The sequence below is a fragment of the Hymenobacter psoromatis genome, assembly GCF_020012125.1.
Taxonomy (GTDB): Bacteria; Bacteroidota; Bacteroidia; order Cytophagales; family Hymenobacteraceae; genus Hymenobacter; species Hymenobacter psoromatis.
Genome location: NZ_JAIFAG010000001.1, coordinates 1,823,703 through 1,841,630, shown reverse-complemented (window position 1 = coordinate 1,841,630; position 17,928 = coordinate 1,823,703). Strand labels below are relative to the sequence as shown.

Sequence of the window (17,928 nt, the reverse complement as noted above, 5' to 3'; positions counted from 1 at the left end):
TAGCCTCAAGGCTAGCCCAACTCCCGCGCCGTGTAGCGCCCGCGCACGTACCCCAGTCCCAGCACCACAGCCGCTCCCAACGTGTAAGCCAGTATATCGCCCCACTCAAACTGGCTGCCCAGCACCAGCCGCGCCGCCGGCGAATGCTGCCAGCCCAGCCAGCTAAGCAGGTGCGCCAGCTGCGCCAATTCGATGGCGTAAGAAACCAGCAGCGCTACTGCTACTACCCGGCCCGCCGGGGCCGGCCAGACGCTTTTCAACAGGCAGTACAGCAAGATAGTAGCCAGAAAATCGCCCACGTAAGGCCGCACGAAGCGGTCGTGGGCAAAGCGGGCGATGCCGATTTCCAGGCCCAGTAGCCCAGCCGCGAGCAGAAAATAGCGGTAGTAGAAGCGGGGCATTGGTAAGAGGCTATGAAGCTACCGGCACTTCAGGCGCGGGACGGGGGGTAGGCGACCGAAACTTCGGCTACCGGGGCTGGGGCGGGCCGCGCGTACTCGGCCGGTACCTCATCCAAGGCCCGGATGCGGGCCGCGTATTCGGCGGGTAGCATCAGGTTTTTCAGCCATTGGCTCACGGCCAGCTGCTTGGTAGCGCGGTAAAAAGCCAGCGCCGGCCGCAGCCACGCGCCCTGGCCCAGCCCCAGCTGCCGGCGCACAGTGGGCGGCACCACCAGGCCCTGCACCCCGCGCAGCAACCCGTAGCGCACGCCGCCCAGGTGTTTTTTATATTGGCGATATAAGTCAATGGTGCAAGGACTTACGGCCAGGTCGGCAGCCAGGTGGCGGGCGCGGTCGGCCTGCCAGGCGGGGTAGGTAGTGGGCAAATCGGGGATGCCCAAGCCCCGCCCTACGCGCCCGAATACTGCTACTATCTCTTCGCACTCGGCTGGCGTGAGGGGCCGTTCCAGCAGTTCAAACGCCCCGATGGAGTACGCAATGAGCAAGTACAGCACGTCGCGGTAGGCCCAGGCGGGGATGCGCTGCCCGCGGCTCGCCTCCACCGCGCCGTGGATGGCGGCAATGCTGGCAATGGCCCGCCCGGCCCCGGCCTGGTCCGAAAACAGGATGCGCCGGGAGTAGTCTACCGTCGAAAACAGCCGGCCCAGCGGGTCGGCCGGCAGCCGCCCGGTGAAGTAGAGCCAGTCCACAGCCTTATTGAGCGCAAATTCGGCCGCCGCCCCGGCGAAAATGAATAATACGATATCAGAAGTACCCCAGATTCGGCGCACGACGGAGTTTTGAGCAACGAAGGGTTCCATAAACGGGGCCAACAGCCAGCCGGCACGCTTGGTGCCAGTTGGGGAGGTAGAAGAAGCTTTGGGTTTTATTATACTTTGAGACGCAAAGTTAAGGTGTGAAAATGGTTAGCCCATCATGGAGTAGGGGGCAGGCCTTGCCCCCGCCCATCGTTGCACAAAACAACCGCGCATTGTTCAATGCTGGGCGGGGGTAGGGAATTAAAAATGATAAATTAAAAATTGGGCTGATGCCCTCTCATTTTTAATTTCCTACTCTCTCCTCGGGCAACGACGGGCGGGGGCAAGCCCCGCACCCTACTTGCCAGCCAGCGCCGGCACTACCCCCACCTCTTTGCGCCGCCGCCCATACACGCCCAAAATCAGCAGCGGCAGCAGCGTCAGCTCGGCCACTACCCCAAACAGCAGCGTGAGCCCAATCAGCAGGCCCACGTAAAACGTGCCATCAAACGACGAAAATAGCAGCGTGCCGAAGCCGCCCACCAAGATGAGCGAGGTGACGATAACCGCCTGCCCGGCCAGAATATACGTGCGCCGCACGGCCTTGAATAAGTCCGGCTCGTGGCCCATCGTAAGGCGCAACTTACTGATAAAGTGAATAGTATCATCCACCGCGATGCCGAAGGCAATAGTGAAAATGATGCTCGTACTAACCTTCATGCTCACGCCGGCCAGGCCCATCACGCCCGCCACTATCAGGATGGGTAGCAGGTTGGGAATCAGCACCACCAGCGTCATGCGTAGCGACCGGAAAAGTAGCAGCACGATAGCCGTGACCATCGCCACGTCGATGGCCATGCCCTGTATCATATTGAGGGTCAGGTTCTCGTTGTTTTTATCAATAAGGTTGGACGAGCCCGTGAGGCGGGTGCGTAGCACCGTCGTGTCAATACTGGTGCGTAGAAAGTGGCGCAGCGCGCCGTTGAGCGCGTCGGCCCTGATGCTGCCCACGTCCACCATGCGGCCGGTAAGCCGGCCGGCCGAGCCGTCGGGCAAGGCCAAGGCCCGAAACTCGGGTCGCTTGCGAAACTGCCGCAGCGGCCCGCGCAGCCGCGCCAAGCCGGCCGAATCGGGGGGTAGGCGGTATTCGGCCAGCCCGCCGCCGTGCAGGGCCTGGTGCACGGTGCGCACCAGCGTGGCCGGCGAGGCCGAAAATTTCAGGCCGTAAGTCGTGGCCAGGTAGCGCTCGATTTTCTCGGTTTGGGCCAGCACGGCGGGGTCGAAAATGTCGCGCCCACCGGCCGGCTTCAGCTCCAGCTCGAAGGGCCGCACCCCGGCGAAGTGTTCATTGAAAAACGCGAAATCCCGCCGCACGGGGTCGTTTTTCGACAAGTCATCGAGCAAAGACGAGTTAATCCGCACCCGTGCGGCCAGCCCAACGCTGGCCACCAAAATAATTCCGCTGAGCGTATAAATGAGCCGCCGCCGCCGCAACACGCCCACGAAAAGCCGGCCTAGTACACTGTCCCAATCGTGGCCATGCTGGCGTGGTTCGCGCAGGGCCGGCTTATTAAGCAGCACCAGCATGGCCGGCAACAGCGTGAAGCTTAAGAAGAAAGCCAGAATAACGGCAATACCCGTAAAGAGCCCGAAGTTGTGAATGGGCCTGATGGTGCTCGTCATCAGCGTAAAAAAGCCGATGCTGGTCGTGAGCGCCGAGAGCCCCGAGCCGAAGCCCGACTCTTTCATGGTGGTGCGCAGCGCGTGCTTTTTGCCCGCGCCGTAGCCCAGCTCGCTCACGTAGCGGCTGATAATGTGGATGGTATCCGACATGCCCACCACAAACAGCATCAGCGGCAGCAGGGCCGTCATCAAATCAATGCTGATGCCGCAGGCCCCCATCACGCCCAGGCCCCAGATAATGGCTCCCACCACCACCACCAGCGGCAGCACTACCCCCCACCAGGTCCGAAATGTGAGCCACAACAGCCCCATTACCAGCACGAAGGACAGCGACATGAAGATAATCATCTCCCGCTGCAAGCGGTCCACGAACACCGACTGCGCCACCACTTTGCCCGCAAAGTGCACCCGCGCCTCGGGCAGCCCCGCCCGCGCCAGCCCGGCGCGCAGCTCCGTCAGCAGCGAGTCGCCGGGCGGCTTTTTGAGGTCGGGCGTGGTTTGGATGACCAGCGCCACGTCGCGCGCATCGGGGCTGATGAGGTTGCCCACGAAGCCCGGCGTTTGGTAAATGAGGGTCGAGTCGGCGGCGCGGCGGCTAGGGTCGGCGCGGTACTCGGCCGGGTGCAGGTAGGGGAGGGTATAGGCCCCGAGGCCCTCCACCACGGTCTGGCTGAGCGTGGTGGGCGACACCACGTGTACCACGTCGCGCTGCCGCCGCGCCACGTGCGTCAGGCTATCAACTTGGGTGAGAAAGGCCGGCGAAAAGGCCGTTTGGCCCGGCCCAGCCTCCAGGGCCAGTAGCAGGTAGTCGTTGTCGTTGCCGTAGCGCCGGGTGTAGCCCTGGTAGTAGTCCAGGTCGGGGTCGCCGGCGGGGTAGAAGTCGTTGAAATTGTAGTTGAAGCGCAGCTGGGCGGCAAAGTAGCCGGCCAGCCCCGTGAGCAGGGCCAGCCCCAGCAGCGTGAGGTGCGCGATTCGGCGAAGCGACATAAAATAGGGAGCGCAAACTGGTAGTTCGCGGAGGTGGTGGGGACGGCGCGCACGCGCTTCGGGATGTCCGAAACCCGTTGTACTTTAGAAGCCGCAACAATCCCTAACCCCCTGGTTTTGCCAATTGTTTCTCTAAAGCGTTATGAAAAAATCCCTGCTCGCGTTCGCCCTGCTGGCTTCGGCCGCCACCACTTTTGCCCACGACGGCGACAAGCCCGCCAAAGGCAAAAAAGCCGACCACTGCACCGGCATGGCCGCCGCCAAGTGTGAGAAAGGCATGGCCGGCACCAGCATGGCCGGCATGCCCGCCTGCTGCCGCGCCAAAATGGCCGCCGCTAAAGCTGCTGCGCCCGCTACGCCCGAGGTAAAAACGGCTACTAAGTCGCTGTAAATCTCACATATAATCACAAATAAAAGTCCTGGCTTCAAGTGATGCTAGGACTTTTATTTGTGATTATAACTAATATAATATATAAATTTTATATGAACGAATTGATTGAATCTTGGCGCACTTGCGCCTTAACAACGTTGCCTTACGTACTCTCCGGCGATGGTGTACAAGGTGCGCAGTATGCCTCATATCAAGCTTTTGCAGATAGTAAGGATTTCGGCATCAACTCGGCTGAGTTTCAACTTGGTCTAATTCCCCAGCCATACATCGGTAATTTAGCCGAAGCTAAGGTTTTTTTATTCCTCCTCAATCCTGGTTTTAGTCCTGGCGACTACTATGCGCAGGAGCATAGTCAGCTCTTTCGACAAGCCCGCAAGGCAAATCTGCATCAGCAAAGTATGTCAGTTGACTATCCTTTCTTTTACCTTGACCCCGCTTTTGCCTGGACGGCTGGTGGACAGTGGTGGCAGAATAAGTTGCGCTCGGTTATCGAAGAACTGGCGAAGCATGAAAAGTTAGTTAGCTACTCAGACTCATTCAGGGCAGCCTTACAACACACTAGCAAGCATATCGCTTGCCTAGAGTTTTGCCCTTATTTTTCCAAAACTTATTCGTCAACAAAGAGACTTCTCCATTCGTCGAAATTGCTGCTAGCTTATGTGCAACACGAGTTAGAACAACGTTGCCAAAGCGAAAAAGCATCAGTAATTATTCTTCGCCAAGCTGACAAATGGGGACTGCCCAAATCAAACCGCATTATCGAGGTTGAAAAAAAACAAGCTCGCGGAGCACATTTGACGATGAATACCGCCGCGGGTCAGGTTTTGTACAAGGAGCTTGCAAGCCTCTTACTTGAAGCCTAGCAGGCGCAGGTACTTTTACTGCTTCGCCTCCCTTGTCCCATCATGCGCCAGTACCAAGCCCTCCTCCGCGAAATCCTCGACCACGGCACGCTCAAAACCGACCGTACCGGCACGGGTACGTTGTCTATTTTTGGGCCGCAAATGCGCTTTAACTTGGCCGAGGGCTTCCCGCTGGCCACAACTAAGAAGGTACACCTGAAGAGCATCATCCACGAGCTGCTGTGGTTTTTGCGGGGCGACACCAACATTGCCTACCTCAAAGCGCACGGCGTGAAAATCTGGGATGAGTGGGCCGACGAGCACGGCAACCTCGGCCCCGTGTACGGTTACCAGTGGCGCAGCTGGCCCGATGGCCACGGCGGCCACATCGACCAGATTTCGCAGATTATCAGCCAGTTGAAAACCCAGCCCGATTCGCGCCGCATGGTGGTGAGCGCCTGGAACGTGGCCGACCTGCCGGCCATGAAATTGCCCGCCTGCCACGCGCTGTTCCAGTTTTACGTGGCCGACGGCCGCCTCTCGTGCCAGCTCTACCAGCGCTCAGCCGACGTGTTTCTGGGCGTACCCTTCAACATTGCTTCCTACGCCCTGCTCACGCTGATGGTGGCGCAGGTGACGGGCCTGCAACCCGGCGAATTTATCTGGACTGGCGGCGATACGCACTTATATGTCAATCACTTAGAGCAAACCCAGCAGCAGCTGGAGCGCGCCCCGCGCCCGCTGCCCACCATGCGCCTCAACCCGGCCGTCACGGACATCTTCGGCTTCCACTATGAGGATTTTCAGCTGGAAAATTACGACCCCTGGCCGGCCATCAAAGCGCCTGTCGCAGTTTGAGACTCCTGGTTCTTCGCTGGTTCCGGGTTCCTGGCTCAGAAGTCATATTATGCAAGTAGATGAATGTTTGAAGCCAGGAACCAGAAAATAGAAACTAAAGAAGAACCCGCAGTAATTTAGGCGGATGAGAACCAGACTGGCCCTGCTGGGCGCGCTGCTGCTGGCCGCCGGGGCCGCCCAGGCGCAGGAAGGCTACGCGGCTCCCGGCTTCCCAATGCTGCCGCACCGCCGGCCCCTACCCCCCGCGGCCGATGCGCCGGTGCTGCGCTCGCCGGTGCTGCCGCGCTTCTGGCACGAACCCAACCCTGACAAGCAACTGGCGGGCCGCACCCGGTTTTTTGACTTCGTGATGGCCCAGGCGCACTTTCCTGACGCCGCCCGGCCCGGGCCCGGCCAGCCCGCCGCGCTGCTACCCACCGGCCGCCTCTTCGTGAGCGTGCAGGTGCGGCCCGATGGCTCGGTGCGCCAGCCCCCGCGCGTGACGCGCCGCGAGCTGACGCGCCCCACCGCCGACTACCCCCCCGCCGCCATTCAGGCCCTCGATGCCGAAGCCCTGCGCGTGCTCGGGGCGCTACGCTTTGCCCGCTCCCCGGCCGCGCAAGACTCGCTTGTAGTACCCATGCGCTTTATTACGCAGTGAGAACACCCGGCTGCTGGTTCGCCTTCGGCCAACGGCAGCCAGCACGCGCCAAGGACCAAAAGCGCGCGGGCAAATGGGGTGAGAAGAGAATAACTTCTTAGTAAAATTTTTTGATTTAACAATACAAAATAACGCGTAGTATTTTGCATAATTTACCTTAAAAAACGTTTTAAACCCTCTTTAAGCGCTTTTTTTTAGTTTAATTCAAATTCGAAGTTTGGCATTTAAATTGTATTCTAAGGCCGTCCCCATTCGTTGACTTTGTTACTGCTTCTGCCATGCGCATTTCCCCACTCTCTACCCTGCATCGCTCGCTAATAGCTTTCAGCGCGCTGCATTTGGGTTATGGCCCGCGGGCCGTGGTACTTGCCACTCACCAGGTTACGGAGGCCGACCTGCGCCACCATCAGTCCGACTGGCAGCGCCTGCAAGCCCTGCGCGCCGTAGAGCGCACCGCGCAGTAGCCCAAGAGTCGCTGAGTGCTTAAACTGCACCCAGCCGTGCCAGCAGGGCGGGGGCCGGAGCCGCGAAGCGATGGTTCCCTACCCCCCGCACGGCCCGCACGGCGGCCACGTTGGCCGTGAAAACTGCCTCGGCCCGCAGCAGGTCGTCCGCCGAAAAAAGTCCTTCGCGGCAAGTAAGGCCCGCCGCGGGGGCCGCCCGTAGCACGGCCGCCCGGCGCACGCCGGCTACGCAGCCGGTAGCCAGCGCCGGGGTATATAAAACATTGGCTTGCAGCCAGAAAATGGCTGCCGCCCCGCCTTCGGCTACGTGGCCAGCCGCGTCGCAGAGAATAATTTCAGCTAGTCCGCGCTGCTGCCGCTCGTGGGCGGCGCGCACGTAGAGCCAGGCCTGCGGCCCCTTGCAAAAGCTCAGGGGCGAGAAAACCGACTGCGTTTCGCGGGCAAAATTAACCTGGTGCAACGCCGACTCGTCGGGCACGTGGGGCTCGGCGGTGGCCAGCCACTCGGCTACGGCGGTGGGCGGGGTATAGCGCCCGCCGCCCGCCCGCCATACTTGCAAGCGCAGCCGGGCGGCGTTCAGGGCATTGGCCTGCGCCAGCCGAGCCAGGGTAGCGGCCAGCGCGTGGCTGGTGGCCAAGGTAGGGGGTAGGGCCAGGTGCAGGGCAGCAGCGGCCCGCTGCATTCGGGCGCAGTGGTCGGCAGCCAGGCGAAGGCGGCCTTCGGCAAAAATTAGGGTTTCAAAAAATCCGTCGCCGAAGGCCAGCCCACGATTGGGTAAGGGAAAGCTAAAGGCTTGCTCCTGAAGGAGCTCATCATTAAACAACAGCATGACAAGGGGGTAGGGGGCGGCCGGGGCGGGCTGCAGCTACCAACGTAAACCAATGCTACGCGGGCCTATTTAGCAACTTATTTCAAGAAATTTTGAAGTAAACTGGGAGGTCACAAGTAACGCTAACTCACTAATCCGTGGGCGAGCGCCAGTGCGCATGGTCGTTCGCACCGCGATTAAATCAGTACGAATTTCTTGCCCGGCAGCGCTCGCACCACCCCCCGAAATTCCAGGACCAGCAGCAGCGAGGCTACCTGGTGAATGGGCAGCTGCGCTCGCCAAGCCAGGTCGTCCATCAGGGCTTCTTTAGTGACTAGCAAAACGGTGATGAGCGCGAATTCTTCAACCGAAAAATCGGCGGGTGAGTAGGAGGGAGGCGGCTGAAATTTCCCGCTCTGGTACAGGGCGGCATCCCAATTCAGGAGCTGTTCCAAATCGGCGGGCTTGGAGTAGAGCGCGGCCTTGTTGGCTTTAATTAAATTGTTGCAGCCCGCCGACGCGGCCGACGACACATTGCCGGGCACGGCCAGCACGTCGCGGTCGTAGCTCAGGGCCAGCTCGGCGGTGATGAGCGCGCCGCCTTTTTCAGCGGCTTCTACTACCACCGTGCCATCGGCCAGGCCCGCGATGACGCGGTTGCGCTGCGGAAAGTTGTAGCGGTCGGGCTGCGTGCCGAAGGCAAACTCGGTGAGCAGGCCGCCAGTTTCGCGCATCTTTTCGGCCGTTTTGCGGTGCGCGGCGGGGTAAATGACGTCGAGGCCGGTGGCCATTACGCCCACCGTGGCCAGCCCTTCCTGCAAGGCAGCGCGGTGGGCCAGAATATCAATGCCGTAAGCGAGGCCACTGACGACCAATGGGTTGTGCGGCACCAGGCCGCGCACTAGGGCTTCGGTTTGCTCGCGGCCATACTCGGTGGCCTGGCGCGTGCCCACGATGGCCACGGCTTTGGGCGCGTTCAGGTCGGCCGGGCCCTGGTAGTAGAGCAGCACCGGCGCATCGGGGATGAGCTTGAGGCGGGCCGGAAACTGTTTGCTGGTGTAAAACAGAATCGCTACCCCCTCTTTTTCGGCCTTGCGCAGGCTGGCTTCGGCCTGCGCAAGGGCCTGGCCGCGGGCGGGGCCGGTCAGGATTTTGACGGTGGCTTCGCCTACCCCCGGTATGCGTCGCAGCTTGCCGGGCGGCAGTGAAAACACGTTTTTGGCCGAGCTGCCGTAGCTCATCAGCTGCCGCGTCAGCTGCGGGCCGATGCCGGGCAGCAGCGTCAGGGCCAGCTCGTGGTAGAGGTCGTCGGAATTATGGGGCATTAACGGAAACTATCCAAAAATAATAGACGGTCATGCTGAGCCTGTCGAAGCATCTCTACCGCGCCGTTTGAATTACTACCCAAACGGCGCGGTAGAGATGCTTCGACAGGCTCAGCATGACCGTCTATATCAAGTATTAAGATTCTCAAAAAATAGCTACTCGCCCTTTTGCGCGGCGTCGATTTCCTTCTTCAGATTCACTAAAAAGCCGCGCACTTTTTCCAGGCTTTGAATCACGTCAATCTTGTCTTTGAGCTGGCCGCCCTTCTGCTTCAGCATTTCGCGGGCGCCGGCGATGGTGTAGCCGCGCTCCTTAACCAGGTGATAGATAGTGCGAAAGGTGTCCACGTCGGACTGCGTGAAGAGGCGGTTGCCCTTCTTGCTTTTGCGCGGGTTCAGCTCGTCAAACTCCGTTTCCCAGAAGCGGATGAGCGAAGTAGCCACGCCGAACTGCTCGGCCACCTCGCCGATGGTGAAATACTGCTTGGTAATGTCGCGCTCTTTGTAGGGCATAATGGACGGGTAGGGGCGGGCGAAGTTACTGAATTTTATATTTCCGACTAATCTCATCGTAGAGCGGCAGCAGGTCGTTGGCGCGGCCCTGCTTGTCGAAGACGGCCTCCCAGGTATTGAGCGGCTCCCAGATGAAGCTGCCCTTGCCTTTGCCGCCGGGTAGATTGAAAACCACGTCGTTAACTTCCAGCTTGCGCTCCGAATACTCGACCACCACAATATCCTGGGGGTAGCGCCGGGCCAGCTGCGTGAGATTGGCCTTGAGGTCGGGAATGGTGCCGTGCCATTTGGGATAGTACGATTCGCCAATCACGTCAAAGTCCACTTTGCGGGCCTGCATCCGGTCGAGCCAGGCGTTGGAAAGCTGGGTCTGGCCGCCGAGCGCAATGTGCAGCATTACCAGCGTTTGGGGGTTCACCTCGCGCACGGCGCGGGAGCCAGCTTGCGCCAGCTGGGCCAACGTGTCATAGCGACTCAGGCTGTCAGGGAGTTGCACGCGGGCGTCGGGCCACAGCAGGCCGTGGTTGATTTCGTTGCCCACCTGCACCATATCGGGCAGGGTGCCCTGGGCTTGCAGGGCCAGCAATACTTCTTTGGTGTAGTCGTGCACGGCCTGGGCCAGCGCCGCGCCGTGCAGCTCTTTCCAGGCCAGGGGCTTGAACTGCTTCTGCGGGTCGGCCCAGGTGTCGGAGTAGTGGAAGTCGAGCAGCAGCTTCAGGCCGGCGGCCTTCACGCGCCTGGCCATGGCCAGGGTATGCGGCAAATCGCAAAAGCCCTTGCCGGGCGAGTAGCCGCTATCGGCCGCCGGGTTGTTGAAAATCCGCAGCCGGATGTAGTTGAAATGGTGGTCTTTGAGGATTTGGATGGCGTCTTTTTCCACGCCTTTGTCCGAAAACTTCAGGCCCCGCGCTTCCAGCTGGGGTAGGAAGGAGATATCGGCGCCCAGCACCTTGCCCAGGTGCGGCCGGGCGGCCGAGGTCGTTGCCCGCCTGGCCGGGGCCGATTGGGCGCGGGCTGCGTGGCCCAGCGCCAGCGCTAAAAAGCCCGGTAGCACTCGCCGTCCCAAACTGGCCAAAAAACGAAACGACATCACAAAATAGGGGCTAAGAATAAGAAGAAGGCCGGTTCAGCACCGCAAGATACACGGCTAGCCGCGCGCCGGTCCCTACCCCCCGGCCGGGGCCGCATGGGCCAGGGGTGAACGGCCGGTTTCGCGCGAGTGTTTACGCAGGCTACCTTTGCCCCGCCGCCGGCCCCGCTCCTTTGGGCCGATTTCAGTAAAGCCATGTCGCTCCCCACCGCCGCGCACGTTCGCCAGCAATTCCTCGATTTCTTCGCTTCTAAAGGCCACCACATCGTGCCCTCGGCCCCGCTCGTGGTCAAGGACGACCCCACGCTGCTGTTCATCAACAGCGGCATGGCACCGTTCAAAGACTACTTCCTGGGCAACAAGCCGGCGCCCTACAAGCGCATTGCTGATACGCAGAAGTGCCTGCGCGTCAGTGGTAAGCACAACGATTTGGAAGAGGTAGGCTACGATACCTACCACCACACAATGTTCGAGATGCTGGGCAACTGGTCTTTCGGCGATTATTTCAAAAAAGACGCTATCAACTGGGCCTGGGAACTACTTACGGACGTATTTAAGCTCGAAAAAGACCGCCTATATGTGACGTATTTTGCCGGTGATGCTGCCGACGGCACCGGCCCCGATACCGAAACGCAGGCCCTGTGGCGGCAGTACACCACCGACGACCGCATTTTGCCCGGCAACAAGAAGGACAACTTCTGGGAGATGGGCGACACTGGACCCTGCGGCCCATGCACCGAAATCCACATCGACCTGCGCTCGGATGAGGAGCGCGCCGCCAAATCGGGCCGCGAGCTGGTGAACGCCGACCACCCGCAAGTAGTGGAGGTCTGGAACAACGTGTTCATGGAATTCCAGCGGCTGGCCGACAAGTCGCTCATCAAGCTGCCCGCCCAAAGCGTGGATACCGGCATGGGCTTCGAGCGCCTGATGATGGCCGTATCGGGCGTGAAATCGAACTACGATACCAATGTATTTCAGCCGCTTATCCAGTTTATTGCCAAGGAAGCGGGGGTAGTGTATAAGGGCACCTCGCCGGCCACCGTCACCGACCTGCCGACCACCGAAGACGAGAAAACTGACATCGCCATTCGGGTGCTGGCCGACCACATCCGGGCCATCGCCTTCACCATTGCCGATGGCCAGCTGCCCAGCAACGTGAAGGCCGGCTACGTGATTCGGCGCATTTTGCGCCGGGCGGTGCGCTACGCTTTTTCGAGCCTGAACCAGAAGCAGCCTTTTCTCTACAAGCTCGTGCCGGTGCTGGCTGACCAGATGGCCAGCATCTTCCCCGAACTGAAAGCCCAGCAGGCGTTTGTGACGCGGGTGATTGAGGAAGAAGAAACTACTTTTCTCAGAACCTTAGAAGCTGGGCTTAATATGCTTGAGAGCCGGATTCATAGCCAGTATGAAGGCACAAAAAAGGCTTATCAAACGCGAGGCGAATCTATAGATGGCCTGGTTATCTATCTCACTGGTGAGGATGTCTTTATTCTATCTGATAGGTATGGATTTCCGAAAGACTTGACTCAATTAATTATTAGAGAGAGTTCTGACAGAGCCGAACTGCATACCAGTTGGGAGGTAGAATTCGATAAGTTACTAGCCGAGCAGAAAAACCGCAGCCGCAACGCCCAGGAAACTGAGCAATCGGACTGGGTGACCGTGACCGAGCACGACGCGCCCAACGAGTTTGTGGGCTACGACCACGACGAGGCCAACGCCCGCCTGCTGCGCTACCGCAAAATCGACAAAAAGGGCAAAATCGAGTACCAGCTGGTGCTCGACCAAACGCCCTTCTACGCCGAAAGCGGCGGCCAGACGGGCGACACCGGCTACCTCGAAAGCGACTTCGATAAGCTGCGCGTGATTGACACGAAGAAGGAAAACGACCTCATTATCCATACCACGCTAAGCCTGCCGCAGGAGCTAACGGCCGAGCTGCGCGCCCGGCCCGATGCGGCGCGGCGTACGCTCATTCGCAACAACCACACGGCCACGCACTTGCTGCAAGCCGCGCTGCGCCAGGTGCTGGGCAGCCACGTGCAGCAAAAAGGCTCGCTGGTGAATGAAAAGCTGCTGCGCTTCGACTTCTCGCACTTCACCAAAGTGACAGAGGCGCAATTGCGCGAAATTGAGGAGGTAGTAAATGCGCGCATCCGCCAGCAGATTCCGCTGGTCGAGCGCCGCAACGTGCCCATTGCGGAGGCCAAAAACCTGGGTGCGATGGCCTTGTTTGGCGAGAAGTACGGCGAGTTTGTGCGCGTCATCACCTTCGACAAAGAGTACTCGGTGGAGCTGTGCGGCGGCCTGCACGTGGCCAACACGGGCAGCATCGGCTACTTCAAAATAACGACTGAGAGCGCTGTGGGTGCGGGTGTGCGCCGCATCGAGGCCGTAACGGCCGGCGCGGCCGAAGCCTTCGTGGACCAGCAGATTGACTTGCTGAACCAAGTGCGCGAGGCCCTCGGCAACCCGCAGCACCTGCTGACTTCGCTGGAAAAGCAGACCGATGAAATTGCCACCCTGCGCAAGCAAATTGAGCAGTTTGGCCAGCAGCAAATCAACCAACAAAAGGCGCAGCTTGTGGGCCAGGTGAAGGACCTGGGGAGCGTGAAATTCCTGGCCGCTCAGGTGCAGGCCAGCAGCGCCGACGACCTCAAGAAGCTGGCCTACGACCTGCGCCAGGCCGTGCCCGGCCTCGTGCTGTTTCTCGGCGCCGACCTCGACGGCAAGCCTCAGCTGGCCGTGATGCTCGACGACGACATAGTTAAAGCTGGCAAGCTCAACGCCAGCACCCTGGTGCGTGACCTGGCCAAGGATATTCAAGGGGGAGGCGGGGGCCAGCCGTTCTTCGCCACAGCTGGCGGCAAAAACGCGGCCGGCTTGCCTGCTGCCCTGGCCCGCGCCGAGGCGCTGGTGGTGGCCAACTTTTAGCGGGCTAAGGTTCTGACACTGACAAAGTACAGGCCCACTGGCTTTGGTCAGCGAGCCTGTACTTTGTCAGCTAGAAAGTGATACGCTAAGTAATCGAAGCCTAATAATTCCACTCGGCCCAATGGAAGCGATTCTTATTTTCGAGGACTGTGCGCTGGGCTACGCATTTCAATTCCACTCGGTCCAATTGAAGCCAGGCCGAGGACGCACTACTCGACGACGACACCTAATTTCAATTCCACTCGGTCCAATTGAAGCGCCGGCCGGCGCGTCCGTGCCCACCAGGCTAAAATCATTTCAATTCCACTCGGTCCAATTGAAGCGGTCTTGGGTAGGCCAGAGCTGCGGCCGGGTGATGTATTTCAATTCCACTCGGTCCAATTGAAGCCAGGCGGGGACCTTGCAACGGCAACGGAACGACCACATTTCAATTCCACTCGGTCCAATTGAAGCTCCCGTTGCGCGGTCAAGCAGGCGGGGACCTTGCAAATTTCAATTCCACTCGGTCCAATTGAAGCGGCGACTGTCCCAATGGGCCACGTGGCCGTAAGCGTATTTCAATTCCACTCGGTCCAATTGAAGCCAGGCGGGGACCTTGCAACGGCAACGGAACGACCACATTTCAATTCCACTCGGTCCAATTGAAGCCTCCCGTTGCGCGGTCAAGCAGGCGGGGACCTTGCAAATTTCAATTCCACTCGGTCCAATTGAAGCCCCCCGCGTTCAGTTCCTTGCCCTTGAAGAGGAAGGTATTTCAATTCCACTCGGTCCAATTGAAGCGCCAGAGCCAGAAGCTCTTGTAGTCGTCCTCGTGGTATTTCAATTCCACTCGGTCCAATTGAAGCCGGGTCGGGGGTGGGCGCGTCAGGTGCGTCAGCTACATTTCAATTCCACTCGGTCCAATTGAAGCCAACGTGCAGTTCCGCAGAGAAAAGCGAGACTAGCAATTTCAATTCCACTCGGTCCAATTGAAGCCGGCCGTAGGGTCCGGCGGCGGCGCAACGTTGAGCAGATTTCAATTCCACTCGGTCCAATTGAAGCTCGGTGCCCATCCATTGCCAGAAATTGACCTCAGAAATTTCAATTCCACTCGGTCCAATTGAAGCCTTCTGGTAACGGGCTTGCAGGAATTTCCAGTCGTATTTCAATTCCACTCGGTCCAATTGAAGCCGCCCCCCGGACGGTCACGCGGCAGGCGGGCGAAGTATTTCAATTCCACTCGGTCCAATTGAAGCGGCCGCCAGCAGCCGTTCCGTAAATTCACGCAGAAAATTTCAATTCCACTCGGTCCAATTGAAGCGCCCAAGGCTAGCCGCGACACGCTGGTGCAGGCCTAATTTCAATTCCACTCGGTCCAATTGAAGCTCTCAGGCAGGTATTCTTCATACCAGTAGCGTAGTACATTTCAATTCCACTCGGTCCAATTGAAGCGGTGGCCGCGGCTACCGGCACCACGGGGCTAGTAGCATTTCAATTCCACTCGGTCCAATTGAAGCGCTTTGGCCACGTAGGCCAGGGCTAATAACAGAATAGATTTCAATTCCACTCGGTCCAATTGAAGCTGAAGGGGCTGGCAGCATTCACGCGGGTTGTCTTGTATTTCAATTCCACTCGGTCCAATTGAAGCGACCGCTGGCCAGCCACAGGCCGGCGGGGTCGAGTTATTTCAATTCCACTCGGTCCAATTGAAGCCCGCCCCCAACCCAGTACCGGGCTGCCTGGACCCATATTTCAATTCCACTCGGTCCAATTGAAGCGCAATTACAGCTACGTGCTGATACGGCTCCTCAACAAATTTCAATTCCACTCGGTCCAATTGAAGCCAGGACGGCTTTATCAGCCAGTGCGCCGGCTTCCCCAATTTCAATTCCACTCGGTCCAATTGAAGCCGATGAACTGCGGATGCACCGAGATGTCCCCGAATTATTTCAATTCCACTCGGTCCAATTGAAGCTTTGCTGCTCACCAGCCCCCTTATTTTGCCAATCCCATTTCAATTCCACTCGGTCCAATTGAAGCCCAAGCCATATCCACGGCGAACAGAATGGCCGAGAAATTTCAATTCCACTCGGTCCAATTGAAGCCTTGCAGTTTCATCAGCTTGCCGCCGCCGCTTGGTTATTTCAATTCCACTCGGTCCAATTGAAGCGCGCCCGCACGCTCAGCGTCCACAGTTTGAAGAAAATTTCAATTCCACTCGGTCCAATTGAAGCATTCTACCCCGTGGCGCGCTGGATTGACCAGAAGTAATTTCAATTCCACTCGGTCCAATTGAAGCGGGAACTAAGCAGCTCTCCCCGCATTTCAAGGAATATTTCAATTCCACTCGGTCCAATTGAAGCCTGGCGGCTTTTTTAAGCCAGGCCCAAACCAAAATAAATTTCAATTCCACTCGGTCCAATTGAAGCCAGGGGTAGGGACGTGGGCAAAGCCGGGTTATCATATTTCAATTCCACTCGGTCCAATTGAAGCGTCGGCCGCGTATTTGGAGGTCGAGGGGCCACGCTTATTTCAATTCCACTCGGTCCAATTGAAGCAAATAAAAGCACAAAGCACGAACCAAACACGAACAAAATTTCAATTCCACTCGGTCCAATTGAAGCTTGCAGCAGCGCGAAGCCCCTTTGCAGCCGCGCCAAATTTCAATTCCACTCGGTCCAATTGAAGCAGGAAGTAACGCAGCTTGCCGCTGTCCGCGCCAAAAATTTCAATTCCACTCGGTCCAATTGAAGCCAGGCGCTCACGGCTTCGGGGCTTTGTCGTTCAGACATTTCAATTCCACTCGGTCCAATTGAAGCATTGCCACTGTTGCGAAATCGAGTCGTTTGGCCTCGATTTCAATTCCACTCGGTCCAATTGAAGCGCTGCGCTGCGCTCACGCCCTCCTGGCTCTTTTTGCATTTCAATTCCACTCGGTCCAATTGAAGCTCGCCTGACGGTAAGACGATTGCGCGTGGCTTGTAAAATTTCAATTCCACTCGGTCCAATTGAAGCCACGGGCCGGGCGGGGGTAGGGCTAGGGGGTAGGGTATTTCAATTCCACTCGGTCCAATTGAAGCCACTGGCGTTGGGGGCCAGTAGGGCCAAGGCCGAGTATTTCAATTCCACTCGGTCCAATTGAAGCCGGGTACCCCGTCGAGCAGCAGCTGCGCGCCCGTAAATTTCAATTCCACTCGGTCCAATTGAAGCCCTGCTTCTCCAGCAGGTCATCAATCACTTTTTGGTATTTCAATTCCACTCGGTCCAATTGAAGCGTGCCAGTCTGTACGGTAATGCCAGCGTCAAGCAAAAATTTCAATTCCACTCGGTCCAATTGAAGCTGCAACGCCTGCCTTTCTCGTAGGTATAGGTATTCTATTTCAATTCCACTCGGTCCAATTGAAGCCCAATTCCGCTCGCCCCTGTTCGAGCCGCTGCACACATTTCAATTCCACTCGGTCCAATTGAAGCCTACATTCGCCCTGAGTGGCCCCGCGACCTTTCCTCATTTCAATTCCACTCGGTCCAATTGAAGCGAGCATGGTGGGCGGCAAGGTGCAATTCACGGTAGCATTTCAATTCCACTCGGTCCAATTGAAGCGGTCTTCCAGGGCCTGCTGGCGTTGCTTTTTGAGGTATTTCAATTCCACTCGGTCCAATTGAAGCCTGGGCAATCTCGCCGTTGAGGCGCTCGGCGGCATATTTCAATTCCACTCGGTCCAATTGAAGCGCGTGCAAGCCTACGCCTACTTGGTGGACAGCAATAGATTTCAATTCCACTCGGTCCAATTGAAGCCTCGATTAAAAGAAAACCCCGTTTCCAGCTCAGGAAATTTCAATTCCACTCGGTCCAATTGAAGCGCGCGACCCGGAACCCGAAGCGGAGGCCGACCCCACATTTCAATTCCACTCGGTCCAATTGAAGCCCGCCGGCTCGATTAGTGCCCTGCGGCTCGGGGGCCAATTTCAATTCCACTCGGTCCAATTGAAGCTCCAGAACCGTGGCCTGAAGCTACGCGACCGTAAAAATTTCAATTCCACTCGGTCCAATTGAAGCTTTGCCGCCGCCAGGCCGGCGGGGCTGCTGGCCTCGTATTTCAATTCCACTCGGTCCAATTGAAGCTGGCCATCAAACCTTCGACGGGCCGAATCTGAACAGATTTCAATTCCACTCGGTCCAATTGAAGCGGGCAGCAAAATCACCCGCGCCGCG

At 58.4% G+C, this 17,928-nt stretch carries 13 protein-coding genes and 1 CRISPR repeat array (1 of these 14 cut by a window edge); of the genes, 6 read left to right on the top strand and 7 right to left on the bottom strand.

What is annotated here, in order from left to right; genetic code table 11:
- Nucleotides 1-11 precede the first annotated feature (11 nt).
- The 3 genes from LC531_RS07860 to LC531_RS07850 form a co-directional block, all read right to left on the bottom strand.
- Complete coding sequence (locus LC531_RS07860) at nucleotides 12-401, bottom strand: ribosomal maturation YjgA family protein (RefSeq protein ID WP_223649761.1); 390 nt, start codon at nucleotides 399-401, stop codon at nucleotides 12-14.
- 29 nt (nucleotides 402-430) lie between these two features.
- Nucleotides 431-1,261, bottom strand: coding sequence for an oxygenase MpaB family protein (locus tag LC531_RS07855; RefSeq protein WP_223649760.1), 831 nt, complete (start codon nucleotides 1,259-1,261; stop codon nucleotides 431-433).
- Between the two features lie 294 nt (nucleotides 1,262-1,555).
- Nucleotides 1,556-3,868: an efflux RND transporter permease subunit gene (locus LC531_RS07850; protein ID WP_223649759.1), complete on the bottom strand. Its 2,313-nt coding sequence runs from the start codon at nucleotides 3,866-3,868 to the stop codon at nucleotides 1,556-1,558.
- A 142-nt stretch (nucleotides 3,869-4,010) separates the two neighbouring features.
- Here LC531_RS07850 and LC531_RS07845 point away from each other — a divergent pair, with 142 nt between their 5' ends.
- From LC531_RS07845 to LC531_RS07825, 5 genes are all read left to right on the top strand, one after another.
- Nucleotides 4,011-4,259 (top strand): hypothetical protein, encoded by a 249-nt coding sequence (locus LC531_RS07845; RefSeq protein WP_223649758.1) that lies wholly within the window; start codon nucleotides 4,011-4,013, stop codon nucleotides 4,257-4,259.
- 92 nt (nucleotides 4,260-4,351) lie between these two features.
- Nucleotides 4,352-5,122, top strand: coding sequence for a hypothetical protein (locus LC531_RS07840; RefSeq protein WP_223649757.1), 771 nt, complete (start codon nucleotides 4,352-4,354; stop codon nucleotides 5,120-5,122).
- A gap of 42 nt (nucleotides 5,123-5,164) precedes the next feature.
- Nucleotides 5,165-5,959: a thymidylate synthase gene (locus LC531_RS07835; RefSeq protein ID WP_223649756.1), complete on the top strand. Its 795-nt coding sequence runs from the start codon at nucleotides 5,165-5,167 to the stop codon at nucleotides 5,957-5,959.
- 124 nt (nucleotides 5,960-6,083) lie between these two features.
- Nucleotides 6,084-6,599: a hypothetical protein gene (locus tag LC531_RS07830; RefSeq protein WP_223649755.1), complete on the top strand. Its 516-nt coding sequence runs from the start codon at nucleotides 6,084-6,086 to the stop codon at nucleotides 6,597-6,599.
- A gap of 278 nt (nucleotides 6,600-6,877) precedes the next feature.
- Nucleotides 6,878-7,063: a hypothetical protein gene (locus tag LC531_RS07825; protein ID WP_223649754.1), complete on the top strand. Its 186-nt coding sequence runs from the start codon at nucleotides 6,878-6,880 to the stop codon at nucleotides 7,061-7,063.
- Between the two features lie 19 nt (nucleotides 7,064-7,082).
- Here the strand turns inward: LC531_RS07825 and LC531_RS07820 are convergent, their stop codons facing one another.
- From LC531_RS07820 to LC531_RS07805, 4 genes are all read right to left on the bottom strand, one after another.
- Nucleotides 7,083-7,892: an aminotransferase class IV gene (locus tag LC531_RS07820; protein ID WP_223649753.1), complete on the bottom strand. Its 810-nt coding sequence runs from the start codon at nucleotides 7,890-7,892 to the stop codon at nucleotides 7,083-7,085.
- Nucleotides 7,893-8,068: 176 nt separating this feature from the next.
- Nucleotides 8,069-9,196, bottom strand: coding sequence for a DNA-processing protein DprA (gene dprA / locus LC531_RS07815; RefSeq protein WP_223649752.1), 1,128 nt, complete (start codon nucleotides 9,194-9,196; stop codon nucleotides 8,069-8,071).
- Nucleotides 9,197-9,352: 156 nt separating this feature from the next.
- Nucleotides 9,353-9,709, bottom strand: a complete 357-nt coding sequence (locus LC531_RS07810) for a MerR family transcriptional regulator (RefSeq protein ID WP_223649751.1) — start codon at nucleotides 9,707-9,709, stop codon at nucleotides 9,353-9,355.
- Between the two features lie 25 nt (nucleotides 9,710-9,734).
- Nucleotides 9,735-10,799: a glycoside hydrolase family 53 protein gene (locus LC531_RS07805; RefSeq protein ID WP_223649750.1), complete on the bottom strand. Its 1,065-nt coding sequence runs from the start codon at nucleotides 10,797-10,799 to the stop codon at nucleotides 9,735-9,737.
- Between the two features lie 195 nt (nucleotides 10,800-10,994).
- Here LC531_RS07805 and alaS point away from each other — a divergent pair, with 195 nt between their 5' ends.
- Complete coding sequence (gene alaS / locus LC531_RS07800; RefSeq protein WP_223649749.1) at nucleotides 10,995-13,736, top strand: alanine--tRNA ligase; 2,742 nt, start codon at nucleotides 10,995-10,997, stop codon at nucleotides 13,734-13,736.
- Between the two features lie 165 nt (nucleotides 13,737-13,901).
- Nucleotides 13,902-17,928: a CRISPR direct-repeat array (repeat unit 29 nt; unit sequence ATTTCAATTCCACTCGGTCCAATTGAAGC); it runs 1,530 nt beyond the window's last position.